The 19,298-nt window shown below is 52.5% G+C and carries 21 protein-coding genes; 10 read left to right on the top strand and 11 right to left on the bottom strand.

Annotated elements, in window-relative coordinates; all coding sequences use genetic code 11:
- Positions 1-19: 19 nt before the first annotated feature.
- The 5 genes from QLG07_RS20530 to QLG07_RS20510 all read right to left on the bottom strand — a co-directional run bounded on the left by QLG07_RS20530 (position 20) and on the right by QLG07_RS20510 (position 4,565).
- The gene (locus QLG07_RS20530; protein WP_099754715.1) at positions 20-571 is read right to left on the bottom strand and encodes a glycerol-3-phosphate responsive antiterminator; all 552 of its coding nucleotides are present in this window, start codon (positions 569-571) and stop codon (positions 20-22) included.
- Positions 572-585: 14 nt separating this feature from the next.
- Positions 586-1,377 carry a phospho-2-dehydro-3-deoxyheptonate aldolase gene (locus QLG07_RS20525; protein ID WP_282470064.1) on the bottom strand — a complete coding sequence of 264 codons (792 nt, stop codon included), beginning with the start codon at positions 1,375-1,377 and terminating at the stop codon, positions 586-588.
- A gap of 533 nt (positions 1,378-1,910) precedes the next feature.
- Entirely contained in the window at positions 1,911-2,429 is a 519-nt protein-coding gene (locus QLG07_RS20520) for a helix-turn-helix transcriptional regulator (protein ID WP_282470063.1), read from the bottom strand.
- A gap of 532 nt (positions 2,430-2,961) precedes the next feature.
- Positions 2,962-3,552, bottom strand: coding sequence for a class I SAM-dependent methyltransferase (locus tag QLG07_RS20515; RefSeq protein ID WP_282470062.1), 591 nt, complete (start codon positions 3,550-3,552; stop codon positions 2,962-2,964).
- Positions 3,552-4,565 carry an HNH endonuclease gene (locus QLG07_RS20510; RefSeq protein ID WP_282470061.1) on the bottom strand — a complete coding sequence of 338 codons (1,014 nt, stop codon included), beginning with the start codon at positions 4,563-4,565 and terminating at the stop codon, positions 3,552-3,554. The genes QLG07_RS20515 and QLG07_RS20510 overlap by 1 nt, the downstream gene beginning before the upstream one ends.
- A gap of 387 nt (positions 4,566-4,952) precedes the next feature.
- Here QLG07_RS20510 and QLG07_RS20505 point away from each other — a divergent pair, with 387 nt between their 5' ends.
- The 4 genes from QLG07_RS20505 to QLG07_RS20490 all read left to right on the top strand — a co-directional run bounded on the left by QLG07_RS20505 (position 4,953) and on the right by QLG07_RS20490 (position 6,862).
- Positions 4,953-5,312 carry a tlde1 domain-containing protein gene (locus QLG07_RS20505; RefSeq protein ID WP_187499080.1) on the top strand — a complete coding sequence of 120 codons (360 nt, stop codon included), beginning with the start codon at positions 4,953-4,955 and terminating at the stop codon, positions 5,310-5,312.
- Positions 5,309-5,833: a hypothetical protein gene (locus tag QLG07_RS20500; RefSeq protein ID WP_282470060.1), complete on the top strand. Its 525-nt coding sequence runs from the start codon at positions 5,309-5,311 to the stop codon at positions 5,831-5,833. Before QLG07_RS20505 ends, QLG07_RS20500 begins: the two co-directional genes overlap by 4 nt.
- Positions 5,834-6,325: a type VI secretion system tube protein TssD gene (tssD, locus tag QLG07_RS20495; RefSeq protein WP_187499082.1), complete on the top strand. Its 492-nt coding sequence runs from the start codon at positions 5,834-5,836 to the stop codon at positions 6,323-6,325.
- 210 nt (positions 6,326-6,535) lie between these two features.
- Entirely contained in the window at positions 6,536-6,862 is a 327-nt protein-coding gene (locus QLG07_RS20490; protein WP_282470059.1) for a DUF1493 family protein, read from the top strand.
- Between the two features lie 24 nt (positions 6,863-6,886).
- Here QLG07_RS20490 and QLG07_RS20485 read toward each other — a convergent pair whose 3' ends face one another.
- Both QLG07_RS20485 and QLG07_RS20480 read right to left on the bottom strand, forming a co-directional pair.
- A complete protein-coding gene (locus QLG07_RS20485) occupies positions 6,887-7,225 on the bottom strand; it encodes a SymE family type I addiction module toxin (protein WP_187497448.1) in 339 nt (112 codons plus the stop codon).
- Positions 7,226-7,669: 444 nt separating this feature from the next.
- A complete protein-coding gene (locus QLG07_RS20480) occupies positions 7,670-8,641 on the bottom strand; it encodes a hypothetical protein (RefSeq protein ID WP_282470058.1) in 972 nt (323 codons plus the stop codon).
- 191 nt (positions 8,642-8,832) lie between these two features.
- Here QLG07_RS20480 and QLG07_RS20475 point away from each other — a divergent pair, with 191 nt between their 5' ends.
- The 4 genes from QLG07_RS20475 (at position 8,833) to QLG07_RS20460 (ending at position 11,610) form a co-directional block, all read left to right on the top strand.
- Entirely contained in the window at positions 8,833-9,519 is a 687-nt protein-coding gene (locus tag QLG07_RS20475; RefSeq protein ID WP_282470057.1) for an integrase, read from the top strand.
- On the top strand, positions 9,512-10,195 hold the full coding sequence (locus QLG07_RS20470) for an RES family NAD+ phosphorylase (protein WP_282470056.1): 684 nt from the start codon (positions 9,512-9,514) through the stop codon (positions 10,193-10,195). The genes QLG07_RS20475 and QLG07_RS20470 overlap by 8 nt, the downstream gene beginning before the upstream one ends.
- Positions 10,196-10,312: 117 nt before the next feature.
- Entirely contained in the window at positions 10,313-10,873 is a 561-nt protein-coding gene (locus tag QLG07_RS20465; RefSeq protein WP_053110389.1) for a UPF0149 family protein, read from the top strand.
- 116 nt (positions 10,874-10,989) lie between these two features.
- Positions 10,990-11,610: a hypothetical protein gene (locus QLG07_RS20460; RefSeq protein ID WP_048914551.1), complete on the top strand. Its 621-nt coding sequence runs from the start codon at positions 10,990-10,992 to the stop codon at positions 11,608-11,610.
- A 46-nt stretch (positions 11,611-11,656) separates the two neighbouring features.
- Here the strand turns inward: QLG07_RS20460 and nlpA are convergent, their stop codons facing one another.
- Together nlpA and QLG07_RS20450 are read right to left on the bottom strand one after the other, a co-directional pair.
- On the bottom strand, positions 11,657-12,463 hold the full coding sequence (gene nlpA, locus QLG07_RS20455; RefSeq protein ID WP_253537465.1) for a lipoprotein NlpA: 807 nt from the start codon (positions 12,461-12,463) through the stop codon (positions 11,657-11,659).
- 147 nt (positions 12,464-12,610) lie between these two features.
- Positions 12,611-12,868, bottom strand: coding sequence for a helix-turn-helix transcriptional regulator (locus QLG07_RS20450; protein WP_048914552.1), 258 nt, complete (start codon positions 12,866-12,868; stop codon positions 12,611-12,613).
- 119 nt (positions 12,869-12,987) lie between these two features.
- Here QLG07_RS20450 and QLG07_RS20445 point away from each other — a divergent pair, with 119 nt between their 5' ends.
- Entirely contained in the window at positions 12,988-13,290 is a 303-nt protein-coding gene (locus tag QLG07_RS20445; protein WP_187497443.1) for a helix-turn-helix transcriptional regulator, read from the top strand.
- Here QLG07_RS20445 and ampH read toward each other — a convergent pair.
- Positions 13,277-14,452, bottom strand: coding sequence for a D-alanyl-D-alanine-carboxypeptidase/endopeptidase AmpH (gene ampH, locus QLG07_RS20440; RefSeq protein WP_048914554.1), 1,176 nt, complete (start codon positions 14,450-14,452; stop codon positions 13,277-13,279). The genes QLG07_RS20445 and ampH overlap by 14 nt on opposite strands.
- A 322-nt stretch (positions 14,453-14,774) precedes the next feature.
- On the opposite strand from ampH, the gene asnB reads away from it, so the two are divergent.
- Entirely contained in the window at positions 14,775-16,625 is a 1,851-nt protein-coding gene (gene asnB / locus QLG07_RS20435) for an asparagine synthase (glutamine-hydrolyzing) (protein ID WP_282470055.1), read from the top strand.
- Positions 16,626-16,664: 39 nt separating this feature from the next.
- Here asnB and opgB read toward each other — a convergent pair whose 3' ends face one another.
- Positions 16,665-18,956 (bottom strand): phosphatidylglycerol--membrane-oligosaccharide glycerophosphotransferase, encoded by a 2,292-nt coding sequence (gene opgB / locus QLG07_RS20430; protein WP_048914555.1) that lies wholly within the window; start codon positions 18,954-18,956, stop codon positions 16,665-16,667.
- Between the last annotated feature and the right edge of the window lie 342 nt (positions 18,957-19,298).

Raw genomic sequence — 19,298 nt, 5'->3', positions numbered from 1 at the left:
AGCGTGGACTCCTGATTGGTTACCATAAGCCAGGTTCGCTGGTGGTGATCCCTTTAAATCCGGCATGGAATATTTTCTCGACAAGGTATTTGCGCTTTACGAAGCCCCCGGCGATAAATACCACCTCACAGCCGTTTAAATTGCGGCTGATTAATTCCAGGCACTGACAGGCGTATTCGGCAGGTAGAATTTCAATCGCATCCAGCGGGTTGTGCTTAACGATATCAATAGAGTGATCGAGCGAGCGCGAATCAATAAGCAACACGCGAAAGATGGTCAGCAGCCCCTCTTTTTTGGCATAGCGCAGCGCGGAAAGATTGGATGAGATAACACCATCAACCCGGTAATAATTTTTTAGCAGGGCGATCCCTGCCTGGTCCGGTTTAAATCCGCCGAGCAGTTCGAGATGGACCAGCACTTTTTTACCGCCCTGATGACATTTGCCAATCAGCGACTGCAGGTTGCCGATATTGGCCTCCGACAACAGCAGATACTCCGACGGGCAGGCGAGCGCCTTATCCAGGTGCTTATACTTTCTGACTGAGGGAATAATGGTGTTATTTAACTGCATAGTGATTTCCGATGTTAATGAGCCATGTAGAGGCTGTAAGCATCTTCCGCCGTGGCATTGTGATGGATGATGGCATTCAGACCTGCTACCACTTTTGCTGGCTGTGGGTCCTGCGTGATATTGCGGCCCACCGCCACCCCTTTTGCGCCAGCCTGCATGCAGTGCTGTACGAATTGAAAGTAGCCCTCGATACCGGTTTTAGGCCCGCCGAGCGCCAGCACCGGTACGCCCGCAGCCTCGACGATCAGCCGGTCTTCGTCAGTACCGCTAAAGCGGGTTTTGATCACGTCTGCGCCCAGCTCCACCGCGGCTCTGGCCGCCGCCGCAATGATCGTCGGGTTGTTCGAGTCGTCGCTGGTCACGGCATAGCCGTAAGGGAGGGATTCAACAATCAGCGGCATATTCCAGCGGTCGGCCGCCTGCGCCAGCTGCATCGCCATAAGGTGGGTCTTCTCTTCGTTGAAGGCGCCGGGGAAGGTCATGCACACCACGCCCTCCGCCGCGACTTTCAGCGCATCTTCAATGGAGAACACCGCAACGGTATCGGGCACGCTATTATCAAAAATACTCACCGTGCTATCGACGCGTAATACCACCGGAACGTGGCTTAATGCCTCACCGAAGTTTTTCAGCATGCCGTAAGTGACCAGCGCGCAGTCCAGACCCTGCGCGACCAAATCTGGCAGCTGACTGAGTGTATTATCAATACCCGCTGTTTTAGTTGAAAAGTGATAACCATCCAGCGCCAGCGTGACCGATTTGCCATCTTTTGCAAAAATTCTCGACAGACGACGTTGTTTAGACATTGATTTCCTCCTGAGTAGAAAAACAAAAAAAGCCCTCAGAGAAACGAATCTCTGAGGGCTTACTCTTCACGTACCCTGATGATAATGGTTCGGGGGGCCAAACCATTACTCTTGAATTATTTATCCTGGAAAGAGGCATTTATATTTACAATATAAATTCACTCTTCCGTGCGGTTAACAACTAGCATGTGGCCGTTCGCCCTGTCCAGTCGGGATAGATAAAATGAGATGTTCATCACGACTTGGTAAGTGGCTAATTCACCGCAAGCCTGAATGCTTCCGCCATATATTCCTGTTCCCGCTGAGGGAGTTGTAAACCATTGGCAATGGTCCTCCACTGACTCACGATGTCAATAAAGTCCTGAATGATTTTATCAGCCTCCGCCAGGTTCAGACGAAAGTATCGGATAATACTAACCTCATGCGGCTCAGTGCTGGATTGGACAGTGTTATGGGGGCATTATGCAGAAAACCGACTCGTTTTGGCCCGGATAATCCATTCCAGTCTGCGTAGACACCGATCATTGCCATCATTAGCTTCCTTTTGTCGGTTTATTCGGCGGTTTAAGCAGTGCAGCCAGATCCGCTGATGTGGTACCCGCCTCTTTCCGTTGGAGGGACGAGGCGCGATGATTTTTTACCGCGTGCCCTGCCGGAACGTCAGATCCTTTATCGGTGACAGCGGTAGCGGCATCGCTGAGTGGAGTTTTATCCGCAATGGGCTTGCGGGGCATCCTGGGTTTAGCTGCCGCAACGCTATCATTTTTTAACAGGCGGGAATCCTGGAGCTGGCGGCCCCGTTCATCCTCAGCGGCTAACTTATTAACATCGTTTTCCAGCCCCAACACCTGCATGACGGACAAGTAGGCACCTATTGTGACACCGGCCCCCCCTGCTTCAAGCGAACGCAGCGTCATTGGCGTCATACCTGCCCGTTCCGCAACTTGTTTGGCGGTTAGTTTACGGCGCAGGCGGGCCAGCTTGAGCCTCTCACCAAAATCGGTAAGCAGCCGGGCTGTGACAGGAAGTAGAGGTGCTGTTTTTTTTGCCATGGTGCTAATATTTTATCTTTTTATGGTTTTTGTGGAAATAATAATAGCACATATATTGTGGTAGGCATGGCAGCTGATAGGAGATGATGAAAAGATAATATTATTGTTTTTTAGGATGGAAAGAAAAAGAATATTAGCACTTTATGAGGGTGGTAGTGGGTCAGGCGGAGATGGCAAACTGAGTTTTGAAGGTCATTTATACACTTGATGGCGAAAGGATTTCTAACCGATTGCTTGGGCAGGCCATTCTACCAGCACATCTAATTCCAGCTTTAACTCCCTTCCAGGTGCAAAAAAATTATGATGCGATGCGAAGTGGCCCACTAAAACTGCCCACCGCTTTAGAGTTTTTCAAGTATCGGTTTTCCGATTCGTTTGGAGATAACTCACCATTATATTCATGCGGCTTTAACAGGCTGTAAAACCGGACGATATAGTCTGTGATCGCATGAGCCGCTTCGCTAGAGTGAAGTGGGGGCTCTTCCCGTCTGCTGCGCGTACCAAAACTGGATATGGATTATTTCGAGTAGGGTTAGTGAGAGGGTTTGTTTGCAATTAGAGCATTAAACCATCTCTCGTTCTGCCGTTCCGCGCGTTTGTCCCCAGTTAGCCAGCACTCCATCACCTCAACCCCGGATAACCCAGAGAGAAATTCTGCAAATCCAGACTCATCCATATCCGTAAACCTCCTTCCATCCTTCTCCCTCTCCCCGCAGCCGTACTTAAACGACAGATACCAAACCCCGCCTGGCTTCAGCGCCTTTGCCAGCTGCGCCATTACGCCCGGCAGTTCCGCCAGCGGCACGTGCAGCAGGGAAGCGCAGCACCAGATACCGTCGTAGCGCTCCACTTCGGTGATGTCCTCGAAGCGCATCTGCTTAACCGGTAATCCCGTGTGCTGGTGTGCCAGCTCGACCAGTTCGGCGGAGGCATCGAACGCTTCCACTTCATAGCCCATCTCGCTAAACGCTTTGGCATCGCGACCGGAGCCGCAACCGGCGTCGAGTATCCGCGCGCCCGGCTTGAGGTGGGCGACGAACGGGCGATACAGTTCGGACATATCGACATCCACCGTCTCGCTGAAAAAGCGCTGTGCGTGCAGCTGGTAATAGTCACTGTTCATCAGAAAATACTGTCCCCTTGTGCGGCGGGCTGCCAGGTGTGCAGCAGCGCATTGAGCGCGCTCTGCCAGCGCTGTTGCAGGAAGTTGTGGCGCTGCTGGCTGCTGCTGCCGGTTTGCTGGATCAGCGTTTCCCGCAGCGGCAGGTGGCTGTTAATAAAGTATTCATTACGGTGATGTAGCCGCTCCAGCAGCTGCAGCGACGGGATGCGCGCAAACTTGCCTTCGTGGCCGCGATTGCATGACTGGCAGGCCAGCACCAGGTTCCAGACGCCGTTGAGGTTAGCGTGCGTGGCGTGCAGCGACCAGGGAATAAAGTGGTCGACGTCGGCGAGGTTGTCATCGCCCGCCTGCAGGCTAATGTCGCGATAGCAGTAGAAGCAGCGCCCCTTCTGGTAGCCGTTCAGGCTGTCGCGGCAGCTGGTGATGTTGATGCGTCGCTGCTGCTGGCGGCTGAACAGCAGCTGCTCCTGTTGATCGTATTCCAGCGCGATCAGGTTGCGCGATACGCCCATCGCCCACGCCTGTTCCACCAGTCGCCAGCGGGCATCCGTCTCCTGCACCAGGTTGTTAAACTGCGCGGTCTGCGTCAGCTGGTAGAAGTTATCGGTCAGGCGAATCCCTTTGGCGGTTTTGCGCTCGTCGATAAAGAAGCGTTTATCGATCTCGGCGCTGTTCACGTTATGGAAAGCGTCAATCACGTTGGCAAAGCCACGGCGTACCGTCTGCTCAATCAGCTGCGCTTCGCCGATCTCCTCCTTGTTGAACTGCACGCAGGCATCGAGAAACTGGCTTCGACTCACCGTGATCTGTTTAGGCGCATGGCGCAGGTGCGTGCAGAGGTGGCGGGCAAACGGTGCGGCTAAGGTTTCCAGTGGGATCAGGTCGTCCTGATGCTGCTGCAGGTCATACAGCGCATGGGCGAGGGCGAACTTATAGGAGGCAACGTTTTTGCCAAACAGGATCACTCCGCGCCAGTAGTTCGCCAGCGTCGGGTCGGCCTGATAGAAGCGCATAGGTTATGGATCCCGCTACGGTTAGCGCCCGATAAGTGGGTTAAACGAGTAACGTGATCACATAGCAAAATGGCGGCGATGTAAACCAGAAATGCGGGATGGCTCGCAAAATCGTGAAAGGAGTGAAGATAACGGGAAGGTTTAGGTGTTGGTATTGCTATTGGATTGAACTAAGAGGACATTATTAAAATGTCACTTCCCTAATGGTGTTTAATATACTATCGAAACGATTAATAAATTTCCGCGTTGACTTGTAAATTTCGGTTGTTAATTTAATTACATTGATTATACGTGCCTTTTTTATTGAGGTTTATGCAGCGAGTATGATATCAATAATGACGAAATTAAAGTCTCGATTGATTTTTTAAAATAACATAAGGATGCGTTATGACGTGGGAGTATAATCAAAGAACAGGTGAAATGACTCATAATGGAGCTCACTATGCCAATGGTTACAGCGGAAGTCCTCGAGGTAAGAATGATCCTTCAAAGGAAGATGTAGGTTTCGTTGGTCCGATACCTCATGGCTACTGGCGTATTACAAGGCATACTAATAATAAAGGACCCTGGACGATAGAGCTGGAACCTATCGCTGGTACGAATACCTATGGACGCTTTGCTTTCAGAATTCATGGGGATAACCCCAATACAATCGGAAGCAGTTCTGAAGGTTGTATTGTCATCAATGGTGCAAATCTCAGAAAAAATATTTATAGTTCTGGTGACGATATACTGGTGGTCAGATGAAAGGTTTAATTTTTTTATCACTGTTGTTGCTAGCCTGCAATTCCACAGCTGAAACCACTATGATTACGCCTGAAATCGTATTGCAAAATATCCACCGCGATGGTGCAGAAATTTACCTGCGAGAATTAGCGAATAAAAATGCAACGGCCACTTCAACGAGCAGTTGGGAATCTATTGTTGAAAATATATCTAGCGGGGATGTCACCTGGCTGAAGATAGTTCCCCTTATTGCTGGCAACACAGATGCAGGGTTCGCAGAGGATATTGCTACTGCGCTGGCCCAGGCTATTCCTAAAAATGCGAAGGGGGTGATGGATGTAATCAATGACAAAATACCTCCTGTTAGTATTTCTAACGTCTGTTCGATGCCGCTTTATAACGAAACGATTCCAGAGAAAAACGAGTACTTTGTCAAAGCAGTTCAGGCGCTTTACAAAGACGGTACACCACAGGCTAAAAGATGTCTGTGGCAGCTTATCAACACGGTCGGCCGGGCTGGCCCATTTAAAATGGTGGATTAGATGGCAATTCCAGTTTATATGTTTATACACGATGATTCCGGTAATCTCATTAAAGGGAGTGTTGATATTTACGGGAGAGAAAATAGTATTGAAGTTTTAGGGCTGCATCATGAAGTGCATCTGCCAACGGATGATCTATCCGGTAAGACTATTAGCACGCGTAAGCACTTAGCTTATCTTATCGAAAAGGAGGTTGATGCATCTTCATCGTATCTGTATCAGGCGTTAAGTTCTGGGCGTTTGTTGAAAAAAGTAGCGTTGAAATTTTTTAAAATTAATGATGCCGGATATGAAGTTGAGTATTTTAATACTCTTTTGGAAAATGCACGGGTAAAGTATATAATGCCGCTAATGCATGATGTGAAAGATCCTTTAAAAGAAAATTTCAATCATATGGAAATCGTTGAATTTATCTATGAAAAAATCAGCTGGAAATATGTTGATGGAAACATCATACATTCTGATAGCTGGAATGAGAGAAAAACCGCATAAAGTGGTGTCATTGTAAACTGTCAGTGCGGGCTCAATGAAATAGTGGCTAACTCTAATCGCCATCTCCGTATTATTATTTCTGGCGTTGCTAGATGTCGGGCCGCAGGGAGTAGACTGCCTGTGGACGATAGAAGCACTGGCGGAAGAACTAAAAGCGCATGTGCGTAGATAACTAAGTGGAAAAAATTTTTAAGCAGGGAGGTGAGGAACATGGATGTTGAGGATGGCGTGCTTGAGTTTTTTCATGAGGAGTTATCAATAGTCACAACATGGAAGTTAAGGCACGTCCCACTCGAGATGGATGATATTTTGCAAGAGTATGCAAATGAAGGGGAGCTCGTCGATGCCATTGCAGCATACGGCGAAAAGTTTCAGCTGGATGTCACGCGGATCCATTGGGCAAACTACTATCCCAGGCGAAGGGATTCTGCGATCCGCCGATGGCTTTTCCGTCAGTCTTTCTTACAGACGAAAATAACGCTCTCGACCAGAATGTTTGCCGACTCAGCCAAAGCCGGCCGCTGGCTGTATGATTAAGGGGCCGTCAGCCCCTTGAGTGATTTACGACTCTTTAATCTTTATTCCCGCCAGCCGCGCCACATACTTCTCCACCCGGCGCTGCTTGGATTCCGGGAGCCTGCGCACGATGCGGATCCCTTTTTGCAGACGTGATTCATACTGCTCGCGTACGGTGATCATTATGCAGCCGTTCACGACGCGCATCTCCACCGGTGTGCCCCGTGGGAAGCCCGCATCAGCCAGCCACTGACCGCTGATGCGCAGTAAGGGCACATCCCAGTATTTTGGAGGGTTTCTCACATAACCCACGCGGCAATGATGCAATTCCGGCGCTGCGGCTTCTGGTTCAATGATTTCTGCATTACAATCCTGCTCATCCATAATAACTACCTCACTCTAGTTGTTGTGGCTAGCGGCGTAATTGTGCTCGAACACATTTACGCCGCGACTTAATACCCTGTAATTATATCCAGCGGGATAAAGGAAAACAGCGAAAAATAAAAGCCGTGTTGGAAAATGCAAAGCGGCTCGAAAAAATAAATGCAAGCCGTGAAACAACCCTTCCCGAATAATGGATGTGAAAAATTAATATCATTGATAGTGAGGGCCGATCGAAAAAGAAGATCGGCCCCTACAGGATTTATGCCGGGCGGTAATATAGGGCCGATCGGAAAAAAGGATCGGCCCCTACAGGGTTCATGCAGGGCGGTAATATGGGGCCGATCGGAAAAAGGATCGGCCCCTACAGGATTCATGCCGGGCGGTAATAGAGGGCCGATCGAAAAAGAGGATCGGCCCCTACAACGTGACGGATACAGTCAGCCCTCAGCGCACATCCTTAAACCACTGCGGCACGGGGTGCGGGCCTTCCATGGGGCGGCGCAGTGCATCGGGCTGCCCATCGCTGCCTGTCGTGCAGTGCAGGCGCTCAAAGCCCCAGCTGCCGTCACGGCCGGAGTAGTAGAGCGCCCAGTTCTCATCATCGATGGCGAAATAGCGCTCGTGGTCGCTGCGCCGCGCTTCACCGGCGCAGTAATAGCTGCTCTGCCATTCGCGGTTAATTGCATAATCCATCGTTTCCACCATTATCTTGCCGAACCACTGCACCAGCCCCTGCATCGACAGCACGATAATAAAAAAGAAGGTGGTGAGGGTCAGCATCATTCTCGGCCTGCTGCCTTTCATCACCACCAGAAAGGTGATACTGGCGGCGGGGTAAATAAGCAGCGAGAACCACACTGAAAAGTAGAGCACCTTGACCCACAGATTCAGTACCGGTGAGTCATCCAGCTTAATGCCGCTCATCATATAAAAATCGCTGGCGGCGTAGCTGCTGGTAATAGCGTAAATCACCGGTACGGCGGCACCCAGAATATATCCCGCCTTTTTTAACGTCTGGTTCTCGTTGCGCATTAAGGCGATCAGCAGCAGCAGGGCGGACAGCATCCCCAGCGCGACAAAGCCGAGCAGCAGATAGCGCCCCGGCCATATCCAGCCGCCGTTCACGGTAAATATTGAGAGGAAGAACGCCAGCAGTGCCCAGGTTGCCAGCGTGTGCGCATTCTCCTCAAGGGAGTGCAGGGAGAAGCAGAGCCAGCCGCGCCGGAACCGGTCCAGCCAGCGCCAGTCATCGCGCCAGAACAGAAACAGCAGCAGCACCGCCAGGCTCAGCAGCAGGATGATGCCTTTGCCCGGCAGCTGCACCCCGACCAGCCAGATATTTAGCAGGCCAAAAAGGCACAGTGCGGTCAGTGACGGCTCTTTCCTGATGGCACCCGCTATCCCTTTTAAAATCATTGCCGCTCGCTGCCTGAACCCCATGGTGGTTAACTCCTGTGGTGAAAATTGTCCGTTGCGCGCAGTTCTTATCCCGCGCATCTCTGAATGCATCAGCTTACCGGGTGATGAAAATTTACTCAAAAACCATGACAATCATCTGCAGCACTATATAATGAATATCACTAATATCTCTTAATCGCCTGAGGTGAATGATGACCACTAAAGTGAACCGCACCTTGCGTGAAGCACGATCCTTTGACATCAAAACGCTGAACGGAGATGAGCTACACTGCCTGGATACTCAGTCCCACGCCGAATATTTAGTTATTGATCTGAGCCCGTTCCAGGGGCGCCTGCCGGGTTTTAATGAAACGCTGAAAGTGGCAATGAATGCAGCGGTGAATGCGGTACTGGCAGCGTTGCCACAAGGCGAACCGGCAGCCGCCAGCACGCCCCAAAACAGCGCCAGTCAGGCCGAAAAGCAGGCGCGGGCGCAGCGCAATACCCAGCGACGCGAGCAGCTTAACGCCCGGATTCTGTCGGAGGACAGATGGTTAACATCTCGTGAGCTGTCTGAAAAAGCCAACTTTCAGAGTAACAACCCCAGCGCGGGTCCCAATCGCTGGAAGGCGGAAGGGCGTATTTTTGCGCTACAGCTTAACGGTAAAGATAAATACCCGGAATATGCATTAGACGAGGGGTTCCGGCCCATCCCGGTGGTTAAACAGATTATTTCTCTGTTTGGCGATAGCAAAACGCCGTGGGGCCTGGCTATCTGGTTTGCGTCGGCTAATAGCTGGTTAGGCGGCAGGAAGCCAAAAGAGGTTCTGGCAACGATGCCTAAACAGGTCATGGCAGCCGCTGAGGCAGAAATGGAGGGAGGCAGCCATGGCTGATTCCGATAACGACAGGGACGATGTTGTCAGGAAAATACCCGCACCGAAGAAAGATCTTGAGGTCAACTTCATCAGCTGGAAGGCAGGAAAACCCATCTATCGCATTCATTCTGCGGCATATACCGCCGTTCAGTTCAACCCGGGTAAGGGACGAGCGCGCTTTAGCCCGATGAAAAATGGCGTAGCAACGCTGTATGGTGGTGACAGCATCGGTGTGGCGATCATGGAAACCCTGTTCCACGATCTGCCCGTAGATTCAGCCGGGGCGCCTTACGATCTGGCCAAGCTGACCGGTCTGGTCTATTCAGTGATCAAACCCGAGAAAGCACTCAATCTGGTCGATCTTAATCCCAAAACACTGCGCAAAATGGGCATCAAGAGAGCACAGCTGCTTGACTCCTCTGCCGATCAATATGTTTTCACCAGAGAATACTCTGACGCCATTCATCAGACTTGCCCCACTGCTGATGGGATGCAGTGGTCCTCTAAGCAGCATGGTGATTCAGCGTTAATGCTGTTTGGGGACAGGATCAATACTGCACAGCTTGCTGTAATGATTGAATCTGAGTCTGTACAGGGATCGGAGGCGGTGATAGAGGCGATTGAGGCAGAAGCCGATCAGTTAGGTGTGGTACTTATTGCGGACAGTCGTGTTGATACTGCCAGTAATAAGTGATGTTGATATGTATGCTTGCCCGGAATTGGTAAAGTTTGCCGTCAGTTAACTGGCTTTTTCTCTCTCGGGCACCCAGAATACTCGCAGACGCAATTTAATACGCCGTGGAGGTACAGCATGCAACAAGGACCCTTAACCGAAGAGGAACTCGAGTTCCTGGACGAAATCTTAACCAAGTACGGTAATGACGATTCGGTGCTGGATGCCTCTGAACTCGACGGTATGTTCACCGCTATCCTCTCCGGCCCAACGCTGGTGGAGCCGCAGGTGTGGCTGCCGGCGATCTGGGGCGGCGAAGAGAACGACCCGGAGTGGGAATCGGAAGAAGAGTTCGAGCAGTTTATGGAGCTGATCGCGCAGCATATGAATGATATTGCTGACCGCCTGAGCGAGTACCCGGAGCAGTTCGAACCGCTGTTTGGCCTCAACGAGATGGAAGGCACCGAGTTTGTGGTGGTTGAGGAGTGGTGCTACGGCTATATGAAGGGCGTGGCGCTGGGCAACAACTGGCCAACCCTGTCGGAAGCGCTGAAGCCTGCGCTGGCGGCTATCGCTCTGCACGGCAGCGAAGAGAACTTCGACAAGCTGGAAAGCATGAGCCCGGAAGAGCATGAGCAGAGTATCGAGGCGATCCGCCCGGCGGCACTCAGCCTGTTCAGCCCCAAGGTTCTGCACTAAACAATTCAAGATAATCTCTGTAACTGACGGCAATAACGCGGGCTATCCGCGCTATTGCCTGTACCCCGATTGCCGTAATGTCTCCCTGCCAATTTTTAAACAGGGAGAACCAAATAATGGCAATAGTTGCACAAGATGTTATCAGCGGTGCCATCATTAACGGCATCGAAAAAGCGCAAATTGATTATGAGCGTATCTCCGGCGGTGAGTGGGTATGGGCAGCAGCGGAATATATGCTCACAACCTATATCGCTAAAGAGCTGGGAGATATCGATGGCGCCAAGTTCGTTACCATCGAGAGTAACGGTTTGTCATCAATTTCGGAAGCCGGTGCAACGATGCCGGGGCCTAAGCCACGCAAAGCGCGCCTGCGCGGCCGCTTCGATATTTTGCTTTGGTGGGGAAACTCAACGCCGAGAGCGGTGATTGAAGTTAAAAATCAGCCGGGCGGGCAATCTGGCTGGTATAAAGATATTGATCGTATTACTTCCGTTCTCAAAATGGGTAATGGTGCATCCAGCATCAAGTTCGGCGTTTTTGCCTATTACTTTTCAGCCCCAAACGGCGAGCGTCTGAGTGCCGAGCAGCGTGTGTTAAATAAATTTTCTAACGTTGAAGACTTTGTCAGGGAAAAAATTTCCCATGAATTCCAGGTTGAGCAGGTGGTTTCCGATATTCATGATGAAGGTGAATATGGCGCCTGGGGCGCTGCCTGCCTGATCATCAAACTGCTTTAGCTTCTGCGATAAGTGCGTTCTGCCCAGTTACAGAACGCATCTACTGTTACCAGCCCGGCACCGCGCCGCCGTTAAAGATCCCTTCCGCTGCTTTGGCCACTTCTGGCGACTCATACGACTTCACAAAATCCTGCACGTTCTGCGCATCCTTGTTGTCTTCCCGCGCCACGATAATATTGACGTAAGGCGACTGCTTATCTTCGATAAACACGTTGTCGCGCACCGGGTTCAGCCCGGTCTGCTGCAGGTAGGTGGTGCTGATAATCGCCACGGCGACCTGGGCATCATCCAGTACGCGCGGCAGCTGCGCGCCCTCAATCTCCATAATCTTCAGCTGCAGCGGGTTGCGGGTGATATCGGCGCTGGTCGGCAGCAGGCCGGTGCCCGCCTTGAGGGTAATCAGCTGCTCTTTTTGCAGCAGCAGCAGGGCGCGGCCCAGGTTGGTCGGGTCGTTAGGGATGGCGATGGTATCGCCCTGTTTTAATTCGCTGACCTGCTTAATCTTTTTCGAGTAGCCCGCCATCGGGAAGACGAAGGTGTTACCGACCGCGACCAGCGTGGTGCCTTTGGCTTTGTTGTCCTGCTCAAGGAACGGACGGTGCTGGAAGACGTTGGCATCGAGGTCGCCATGCGCGGTCGGGTCGTTAGGCAGCAGCGAGCCGCTGAAGCCAACCAGTTCCACATCCAGCCCGTACTTCTCCTTCGCCACTTTTTTTGCCACTTCGGCCACGTCCTGCTCGGCACCGTTAATCACGCCGACCTTAATATGGTGCGCGTCGGCGCTTTTCTGATCGCAGCCGCTCAGCAGCATGCCCAGCATCAGTGCCGCGGCGGTAAGTACAGGCAGTTTCACGTTATTTGTCCTTAAATACAAAGAGGTAGAAAGCTAACCACTATCCGTGAATCCGCCGCTGAGTCAACGGCGCAGTCCAGGCTAAAAAAGCACATGATATAAGCAGGAGGAGTAAGAGGGGTTATCGCGGCAGGTAAAGCGCAGGCGTTACTCTGGGTGCTGTTGTAAATACCACTGGCGCACCAGCTCGGCCAGCTCATCTTCAACGGTGTAGAAATAGCAGGAAGGCACGTTCAGTATCGACGCAAGGCGGCACACCAGCTCGAAGTCCGGCACATGAATGCCGCGTTCGTACTGGTTCATACGCGCGCTGGAGGTCGCTTCATCAATCCCGGCCAACACGCCGAGTTTTTGCTGAGAGATCCCTTTACGCAGGCGGGCTTCCTTTAAACGGTGTGACAGCATGGCGATCCTGATGCGTTAACAAGTAACAGGATTCTCTTAGCTGCTTATGCAAATTGTACTAAGTTATACTTAGTGTTAATTTTACAGACTCAGGAGTTTAGCCAGCAGCAGAGGGAGCGATGAAAAGAAAAGATATGCATCCGGCCGATATCATTGCGGCATTTAAGAAAAAGGGGATCTCCCTGGCGCAGCTGTCGCGCCAGGTTGGGCTGAGTTCGGGAACGCTGGGCAATGCGTTGAAGCGGCCCTGGCCGAAAGGGGAGTTTATTATTGCAGTGGCGTTAGGCAAGCATCCGGCGGACATCTGGCCAACGCGGTACTACGACAGGCGGGGGCGCCTGCTGCCAAGAGAAAATCTGATCCGCCGCCAACGGTCGGTGGCGACGGATCGCGCAGAGGATGAGGATATCACTGCGCCATAATGCTGGCGGCAAGCTGTGCGCTGCCAGAACTGTTACCTATCAGCTCGGTCAGCAGGTTGTTGACCCCATCGCTCATTGGCGTAAAGCGGGTCTCTGCTGAGCGGGCTACCACGATAAAGACGCCCACGCTGTACTGCGGCACCATCGCCATATAGGTGATGAAGCCGCCGCCGCCGCCGGTTTTTTCAATAATGCCCGGTCGGCCGTCACGCGGCCCCATATAGACCCAGCCCATGCCGAGCGCGTCGGCGCGGCCCGGCACGTCCATGCCGTCGACTTTGGTCAACTGCGCGCGCTGGTAGATCATGGTCTGCAGGCGGTCAGCCTGCGGGCTGCGGGTGTGAACGTCGGAGGAGAGGAACTGCTGCATCCAGCGGCCCATATCGTCAGGCGTTGAGTATACGCCCCCGCTGCCAATCGCCGCCAGCGAGTTGTTGCACGGGCTTGGGCTTTTCGCCGGGATCATCAGGCGTGCGCACTGGTCAGGAGAAGGGGTAAAGGTGGTGTCTTTCATTCCCAGCGGTCGGGTGATCTTCTCCTGCAGCAGCGCGGGATAGGGCTTGCCGCCCGCGCGCGCCAGCGCATCGCCCAGCAGGTCAAAGCCCAGGTTCGAATAAGCGGCGCGTTCGCCCGGCGCATATTTTAGCTGTGCACTGCGCAGCCAGGCCCAGCGCTGGCTGTAAGTTGGCCAGGTAAATACCGCACGGTTTGCTTTGCCGCCGGGCTGTTCACGCGGCAGGGCGGCGGTGTGAGTGGCCAGGTTGATCAGGCGGATAGGCTGGCCGTTGTAGCTCGGTACACGGCTGCCGGGCGGGGCGTATTTGCTGAGTGGGTCATTGAGCTGTAAGCGCCCCTCTTCGGCCAGTTTAACCATCAGCTCGCTGCTCATCAGCTTGCTGAGCGAGGCGATGCGGATCAGCGAATCTTTTTGTGGCCGCTGGCTGCTGCCGGGGCGCACGGAACCGCGGCTGACGAACACCCGCTGGTTGGCATCAATCGCTACCATCGCCATACCGCTGGCCTTGGTATTGTAGAAAATATTATCGGCGTAGCGTTCGACGGTCTGCGAAGCCAGCAGCGGGTCCGGCGTGGTTCGCGCCTGGCTCAGCAGTGGCAGAGCTAGGGCGGGAAGCAGCAGAAAAGCATAGAGCGAAGATTTCAACGGGCGTGCATCCCTGTAAGTGAATGATTGACCGCTTCATAGTAGATTTTCTGGTCCTAACTGCAAGCCTTTCCTGAGTAAAAAAAAGTGTCATGCCTGTTCATTTTTTTATCAAAAAAATAATTAACTCGCCAGACGTCCATAATTGTAATTGAAATCGAATAAGCCATTTTTGTCATTAAATAAACTTCGATATATTTTTAATGTTTTGTTGCCTTTTTACTTCATGCTTTTACTAATTAAGTTGCTCCGGCAGGACTATTTGATTTTTTTTCGCTACATATTAACAGGCAAATTATTGTGCAATTAAAAGGAGCTTTTCATGTGTGGAATAACAGGATGGTTGTCATTTAGTCGCCAAATGCAGCAGCAACGAGATGTACTGCAAAACATGACCGATACCATGGCGCTGCGCGGCCCTGATGCAGGCGGGCTATGGATTGACGGGCCGGTAGGGTTAGGGCATCGGCGGCTGTCGGTTATCGATCTGGCCGGCGGTGCCCAGCCGATGATGGCCGGCAATCGCGGCAATCTGGAGGCAGTAATGACTTACAGCGGAGAAGTCTACAATTTCAAAGAGCTACGCGCAGAACTGGAAGCAGCTGGCCAGCGCTTCCTTAGCCGCAGCGACACTGAGGTGGTGCTGCGTGCCTGGCTGCAATGGGGCAATGATTTTGTCCAACGGCTTAATGGCATATTTGCCTTTGCTATCTGGGATATCCGCCGCCAGAGCCTGCTGCTGGTACGCGATCGCATGGGGGTGAAGCCGCTCTATTATTTTCCCACTGAGGATGGGGTTATTTTTGGTTCAGAAGCTAAAGCCCTGCTGGCAAATCCGCTGGTAAAGGCCAGGGTTGATGCCGATGGACTGCGTGAATTACTCAAGCTGGTTAAAACGCCCGGGCAGGCGATATTTAAGGGAATATATGAAGTGCTGCCGGGTGAGATGATTCACTTTTCCAGACGCGGAAAACAATATCACCGCTACTGGCAGCTTGAGGCGATGGAGCATACCGATACGCTAGAGCAGACAATTGCCCATACGCGCGAGCTGCTGGATGATATCGTCGGGCGGCAGATCGTCGCCGATGTCCCGCTGTGTAGCCTGCTCTCCGGCGGGCTGGACTCCTCTCTCATCACCGCGCTGGCCTCAAAAAAGCTGCTGTCCCAGGGGAGAGAGAATATTCGCTCGTTCTCAGTGGATTTTCGTTCACACGGCATTGATTTCGTTAAGGACGAGCTACGCGGCACGCCCGATGCGCCCTTCGTACGCGATCTGGTGGCGATGATCGGCTCACAGCACGGTGAAATTGTGCTTGATAGCCGCAGCATGGCCGACTGCAAACTGCGCGACAAGATTATCCGCGCGCTGGATCTGCCGCCGGTAGTCTGGGGAGATATGTGGCCGTCACTCTACCTGCTGTTCGAGGCGATCCGCCATCACTCCACCGTCGCGCTATCCGGGGAGTCAGCGGATGAGGTGTTTGGTGGCTACCGCTGGTTCCACGATGTCGAGGCGGTGCAGGGCCAGATTTTCCCGTGGCTGGCACAGGGTTCCGGTAAGTATTTTGATGGTACAACGCTGCTGGATGCCAGTTTATTGCAGCAGCTGCATATTGATGAGTTCCTGCACGACAGCTTCACCCAGGCACAGCGGGAGACGCCACTGCTGCCAGGTGAAAGCCCGACCAATCAGCGTATGCGGCAAATCAGCTATATGAGCCTGACGCGGTTTGTGCGCAGCCTGCTCGATCGTAAAGACCGCATGAGTATGGCGGTGGGGCTGGAGGTCAGGGTGCCTTTCTGCGACCACCGGCTGGTGGAATATGTGTTCAATATTCCATGGGAGATGAAGTGCTTTGACGGTCGTGAGAAGAGTATCCTGCGTGCCGCGGGTCAGGACCTGCTGCCCGAGTCGATCGTTAAACGGGTGAAAAGCCCTTATCCCTCCACGCAGGATCCGGCTTACGAGCAGGCACTGCGCGAGCTGACGTCCGCGATTATGGCGGATAAGGATGCGCCCGTGCGGGCATTGCTGGATGATAAACAGGTCAAAGATAAGTTAGCGCTGCCGATGGGAAGCAGCAGCTCAATGGATATTCGCGTCGGGCTGGAGATGGTGGTAGGCCTGAATCGCTGGATGGAAAACTACCAGGTTGAGCTGGCACTATAAAGTCAGGGTGGCCCCGCGCATGCCGGGGCCACCTTAATCTCAGGGTTGAGCCGTAACCTTCAGGCTGACCAGCCCTATACCCAGCTTACGTGCCGCAAAACCATCTACCGTACCTTCACTGGTTTCAATCGGCTCCGGCGGCGTGATGACGATGCTGCGCGCCCGTGACGGGTTATCCACCTGCAGCGTCATCGTGGTGTCCTGCGCGCCGAAGGTCACCTGCTGCTGCCAGTCACCGACTCTGACCTGCACCGGGCGCAGGCTGTTATTGCCAAAGGCGCGGGCGCTCATCGTCAGCGCAAACTTAGCTGGCAGAGGCTCCAGATACTGGATGGTGACATCCGGCAGCAGGTTGGCATCCGACCAGCGCCCCCAGTTTTCAGCATAAGAGAGGCCGGACACTTTCTGCACCTGCTGCGGCAGGCCAGGCAGATTGAACTGAATGCTGTCCGAGGCGTATTTCAGGTCGGCGTCGGCTATCTTCAGGCGCGTCAGGCTGCGCTGATAGCGATCGTCACTCTGCTCACCCTTGCTAAAGGTGATTTTCCCCAGCGTGTTGCCCGGTTTAACCTGAATAATGGTCGGGTGCGCATTCAGCGTACCGTTTGCCACGCACAGGCCGTTGTTCATTATCAGCTTGTCATCCCATACGCTGCCTATTTTGTAGCAGCGATCGATCCAGACAAACTTCTCGTCGGGGGCGAATCTTGCCAGCTGCTGTTTCAGCGGGGTCGCCAGGTAAGCATCCAGCTTCGGTTCAATCTTATTTGGCATCACTGACAGTAACAGCGGCAGCTTGAAGTGGGCGCCAGAGAAGCTGAAGGTATTTTTCTCGCTATCAATTTTGTAGTCGGAGATCGCTTTCGGGAAGTTCCACAGCGAAATCACGTCCGGCTTCCACTCGTTGATCTTCTCTTTGATATTGAGATAGGTGGCGGAAAGGGAGGTGGACGAGAGGCTGCTGCGCCCCAGGCCGATAAAGTTATCGCCGCCCATCGCATCCAGCACCGTGGCGCCGTTGTCCAGCGTGTTGCGCTTCAGCGAAATCACTTTGCTGCTGACGTCATCGCCGCGCAGCATAAAGAACAGATCGCGGCGATCGTGCTGGTTGAGATATTTGTAGGCGGTGTTGTTCATCGCCAGATGGTCGGAGCTGACCACGATAATGGTGTTTTTGAAATACGGCGTGGCGCGGATTTTTTCAATCAGTCTGGCAATATGCTCCTGGCCGCAGGCAACCGCCGCGAAGGATTTATTCTCTTTGCCGTCAAACGGATAAGACTTGCGCTGGCAGCTGCGGGAGATAAAGCCATCCGGATGATGGGTATCCACGGTCAGGGCAAACAGCGAGAACGGCTGGTTTTTCTGCGCCAGCTCCAGATATTTGTCAAACACCACCTCCAGCACGGTATCGTCATACCAGCCCCAGTCGTTGCGATATTTCGGGTCTTTCACCACGCCAGCCAGCTCTTTAAAACCGTACATATGGTCAAAGCCGTGCGAGGAGAGGAACAGATCCTTACCCGCGAAGCTCAGGCTGGCACCCTGGTAGAAATAGTTCTGATAACCGGAAGATTTCAGGATATCGCCAAGGCAGACATTCTGCGGGTAGAAGGTCGACAGCGAGCTGGAAGCGTTGCCGTCAAACGGCGCAAACAGCGGGATGCCGCACTGTGAGGCCACCATACCGGCAATGGTGTATTCGGTGCCGGGCAGCTGTTCAGTATTGCTGAAGTCCAGCGAGTTATTTTTAATTTCGTTCAGTTCAGGTGCCAGTTTTGGAAACGCATGCTCATCAAAATAGGTGCGTTCCAGGCTTTCGGCGTAGATATACACCAGATTAGGGCGATCGCCGCGTAAGCTTTTTCCCGGCACCTGATAATGACTGTAAAAATCCGAGTCGCCTTTGGTCATTTGTGACTTAATTAAATTGGTGACCTGCTGATAAGCCGGAGTGGTTTTGATCGAGAGTACGGCAAGCACCAATGCCAGCAGGCTATATAATTTGCTGTAATTATGGTTTTTACGCAGTCGTAATACCCAGGATAATAACAGGAATAGCAGTAATAACGTTATTATCAGCCCCACCGCTGGCAGAATATACTTCTGCACCCCGGCGCCGCTCAGGCTGCTGGTGATGGTATAAATAACCGCATCGTTAATGCCTTCACCGGTGAAATAATTACTCGCCAGCAGTGAAGCATTCAGCACAATGTAGACGCCCAGCAGTACCAGCACCGCCGAGAACCACAGCTTATGGCGTCCTGCCTTCCATGTGTAAAGTGATACAGAAGCGATAAAAAATAGGAGTGATAACCATTCTGAAACCATCGGATCAATTTTACCCTGTATGTGACGCAATCCCTGTCAGGTGCCTGCGAAAAGAAAATATTAAGTTCAACGGATTAATTTAACGCAGCGAATTATCTCTGGCAACCAACCGGGGGGACAGGAAAATGTGATAGTGCCCACGCCAGGAACCCCGCCGTTTACCTTTCGTTTAACTTTGCGTGACGCAATGATGACTTTTTTCAATCTGCTGTTTGCGGGCGATAAGGCTATTTGACGCTGCTTTTCATTGCTACAGGCGAAGCCACCCTCACTCAGCCATGACCAGACAGTCGAATAGCCCGCATTTGGCGCGAAGTATCTTAAACATAATTAATGAGTGAG

The organism is Erwinia sp. V90_4, assembly GCF_029967685.1.
Taxonomy (GTDB): domain Bacteria; phylum Pseudomonadota; class Gammaproteobacteria; order Enterobacterales; family Enterobacteriaceae; genus Erwinia; species Erwinia aphidicola.
This window is presented reverse-complemented; position numbering and strand designations above follow the sequence as displayed.

Excerpts from the sequence above, each read along its gene's own strand:
- QLG07_RS20465 (WP_053110389.1), top strand. The coding sequence starts at position 10,313 with ATGCAACAAGGACCCTTAACCGAAGAGGAACTCGAGTTCCTGGACGAA.
- asnB (WP_282470055.1), top strand. The coding sequence starts at position 14,775 with ATGTGTGGAATAACAGGATGGTTGTCATTTAGTCGCCAAATGCAGCAG.
- QLG07_RS20510 (WP_282470061.1), bottom strand. The coding sequence starts at position 4,565 with ATGCGCTTCTATCAGGCCGACCCGACGCTGGCGAACTACTGGCGCGGA.
- QLG07_RS20445 (WP_187497443.1), top strand. The coding sequence starts at position 12,988 with ATGAAAAGAAAAGATATGCATCCGGCCGATATCATTGCGGCATTTAAG.
- QLG07_RS20460 (WP_048914551.1), top strand. The coding sequence starts at position 10,990 with ATGGCAATAGTTGCACAAGATGTTATCAGCGGTGCCATCATTAACGGC.
- QLG07_RS20500 (WP_282470060.1), top strand. The coding sequence starts at position 5,309 with ATGAAAGGTTTAATTTTTTTATCACTGTTGTTGCTAGCCTGCAATTCC.
- QLG07_RS20520 (WP_282470063.1), bottom strand. The coding sequence starts at position 2,429 with ATGGCAAAAAAAACAGCACCTCTACTTCCTGTCACAGCCCGGCTGCTT.
- QLG07_RS20530 (WP_099754715.1), bottom strand. The coding sequence starts at position 571 with ATGCAGTTAAATAACACCATTATTCCCTCAGTCAGAAAGTATAAGCAC.
- tssD (WP_187499082.1), top strand. The coding sequence starts at position 5,834 with ATGGCAATTCCAGTTTATATGTTTATACACGATGATTCCGGTAATCTC.
- QLG07_RS20505 (WP_187499080.1), top strand. The coding sequence starts at position 4,953 with ATGACGTGGGAGTATAATCAAAGAACAGGTGAAATGACTCATAATGGA.
- QLG07_RS20475 (WP_282470057.1), top strand. The coding sequence starts at position 8,833 with ATGATGACCACTAAAGTGAACCGCACCTTGCGTGAAGCACGATCCTTT.
- opgB (WP_048914555.1), bottom strand. The coding sequence starts at position 18,956 with ATGGTTTCAGAATGGTTATCACTCCTATTTTTTATCGCTTCTGTATCA.
- QLG07_RS20480 (WP_282470058.1), bottom strand. The coding sequence starts at position 8,641 with ATGATTTTAAAAGGGATAGCGGGTGCCATCAGGAAAGAGCCGTCACTG.
- QLG07_RS20515 (WP_282470062.1), bottom strand. The coding sequence starts at position 3,552 with ATGAACAGTGACTATTACCAGCTGCACGCACAGCGCTTTTTCAGCGAG.
- QLG07_RS20525 (WP_282470064.1), bottom strand. The coding sequence starts at position 1,377 with ATGTCTAAACAACGTCGTCTGTCGAGAATTTTTGCAAAAGATGGCAAA.
- QLG07_RS20450 (WP_048914552.1), bottom strand. The coding sequence starts at position 12,868 with ATGCTGTCACACCGTTTAAAGGAAGCCCGCCTGCGTAAAGGGATCTCT.
- QLG07_RS20490 (WP_282470059.1), top strand. The coding sequence starts at position 6,536 with ATGGATGTTGAGGATGGCGTGCTTGAGTTTTTTCATGAGGAGTTATCA.
- QLG07_RS20470 (WP_282470056.1), top strand. The coding sequence starts at position 9,512 with ATGGCTGATTCCGATAACGACAGGGACGATGTTGTCAGGAAAATACCC.
- QLG07_RS20485 (WP_187497448.1), bottom strand. The coding sequence starts at position 7,225 with ATGGATGAGCAGGATTGTAATGCAGAAATCATTGAACCAGAAGCCGCA.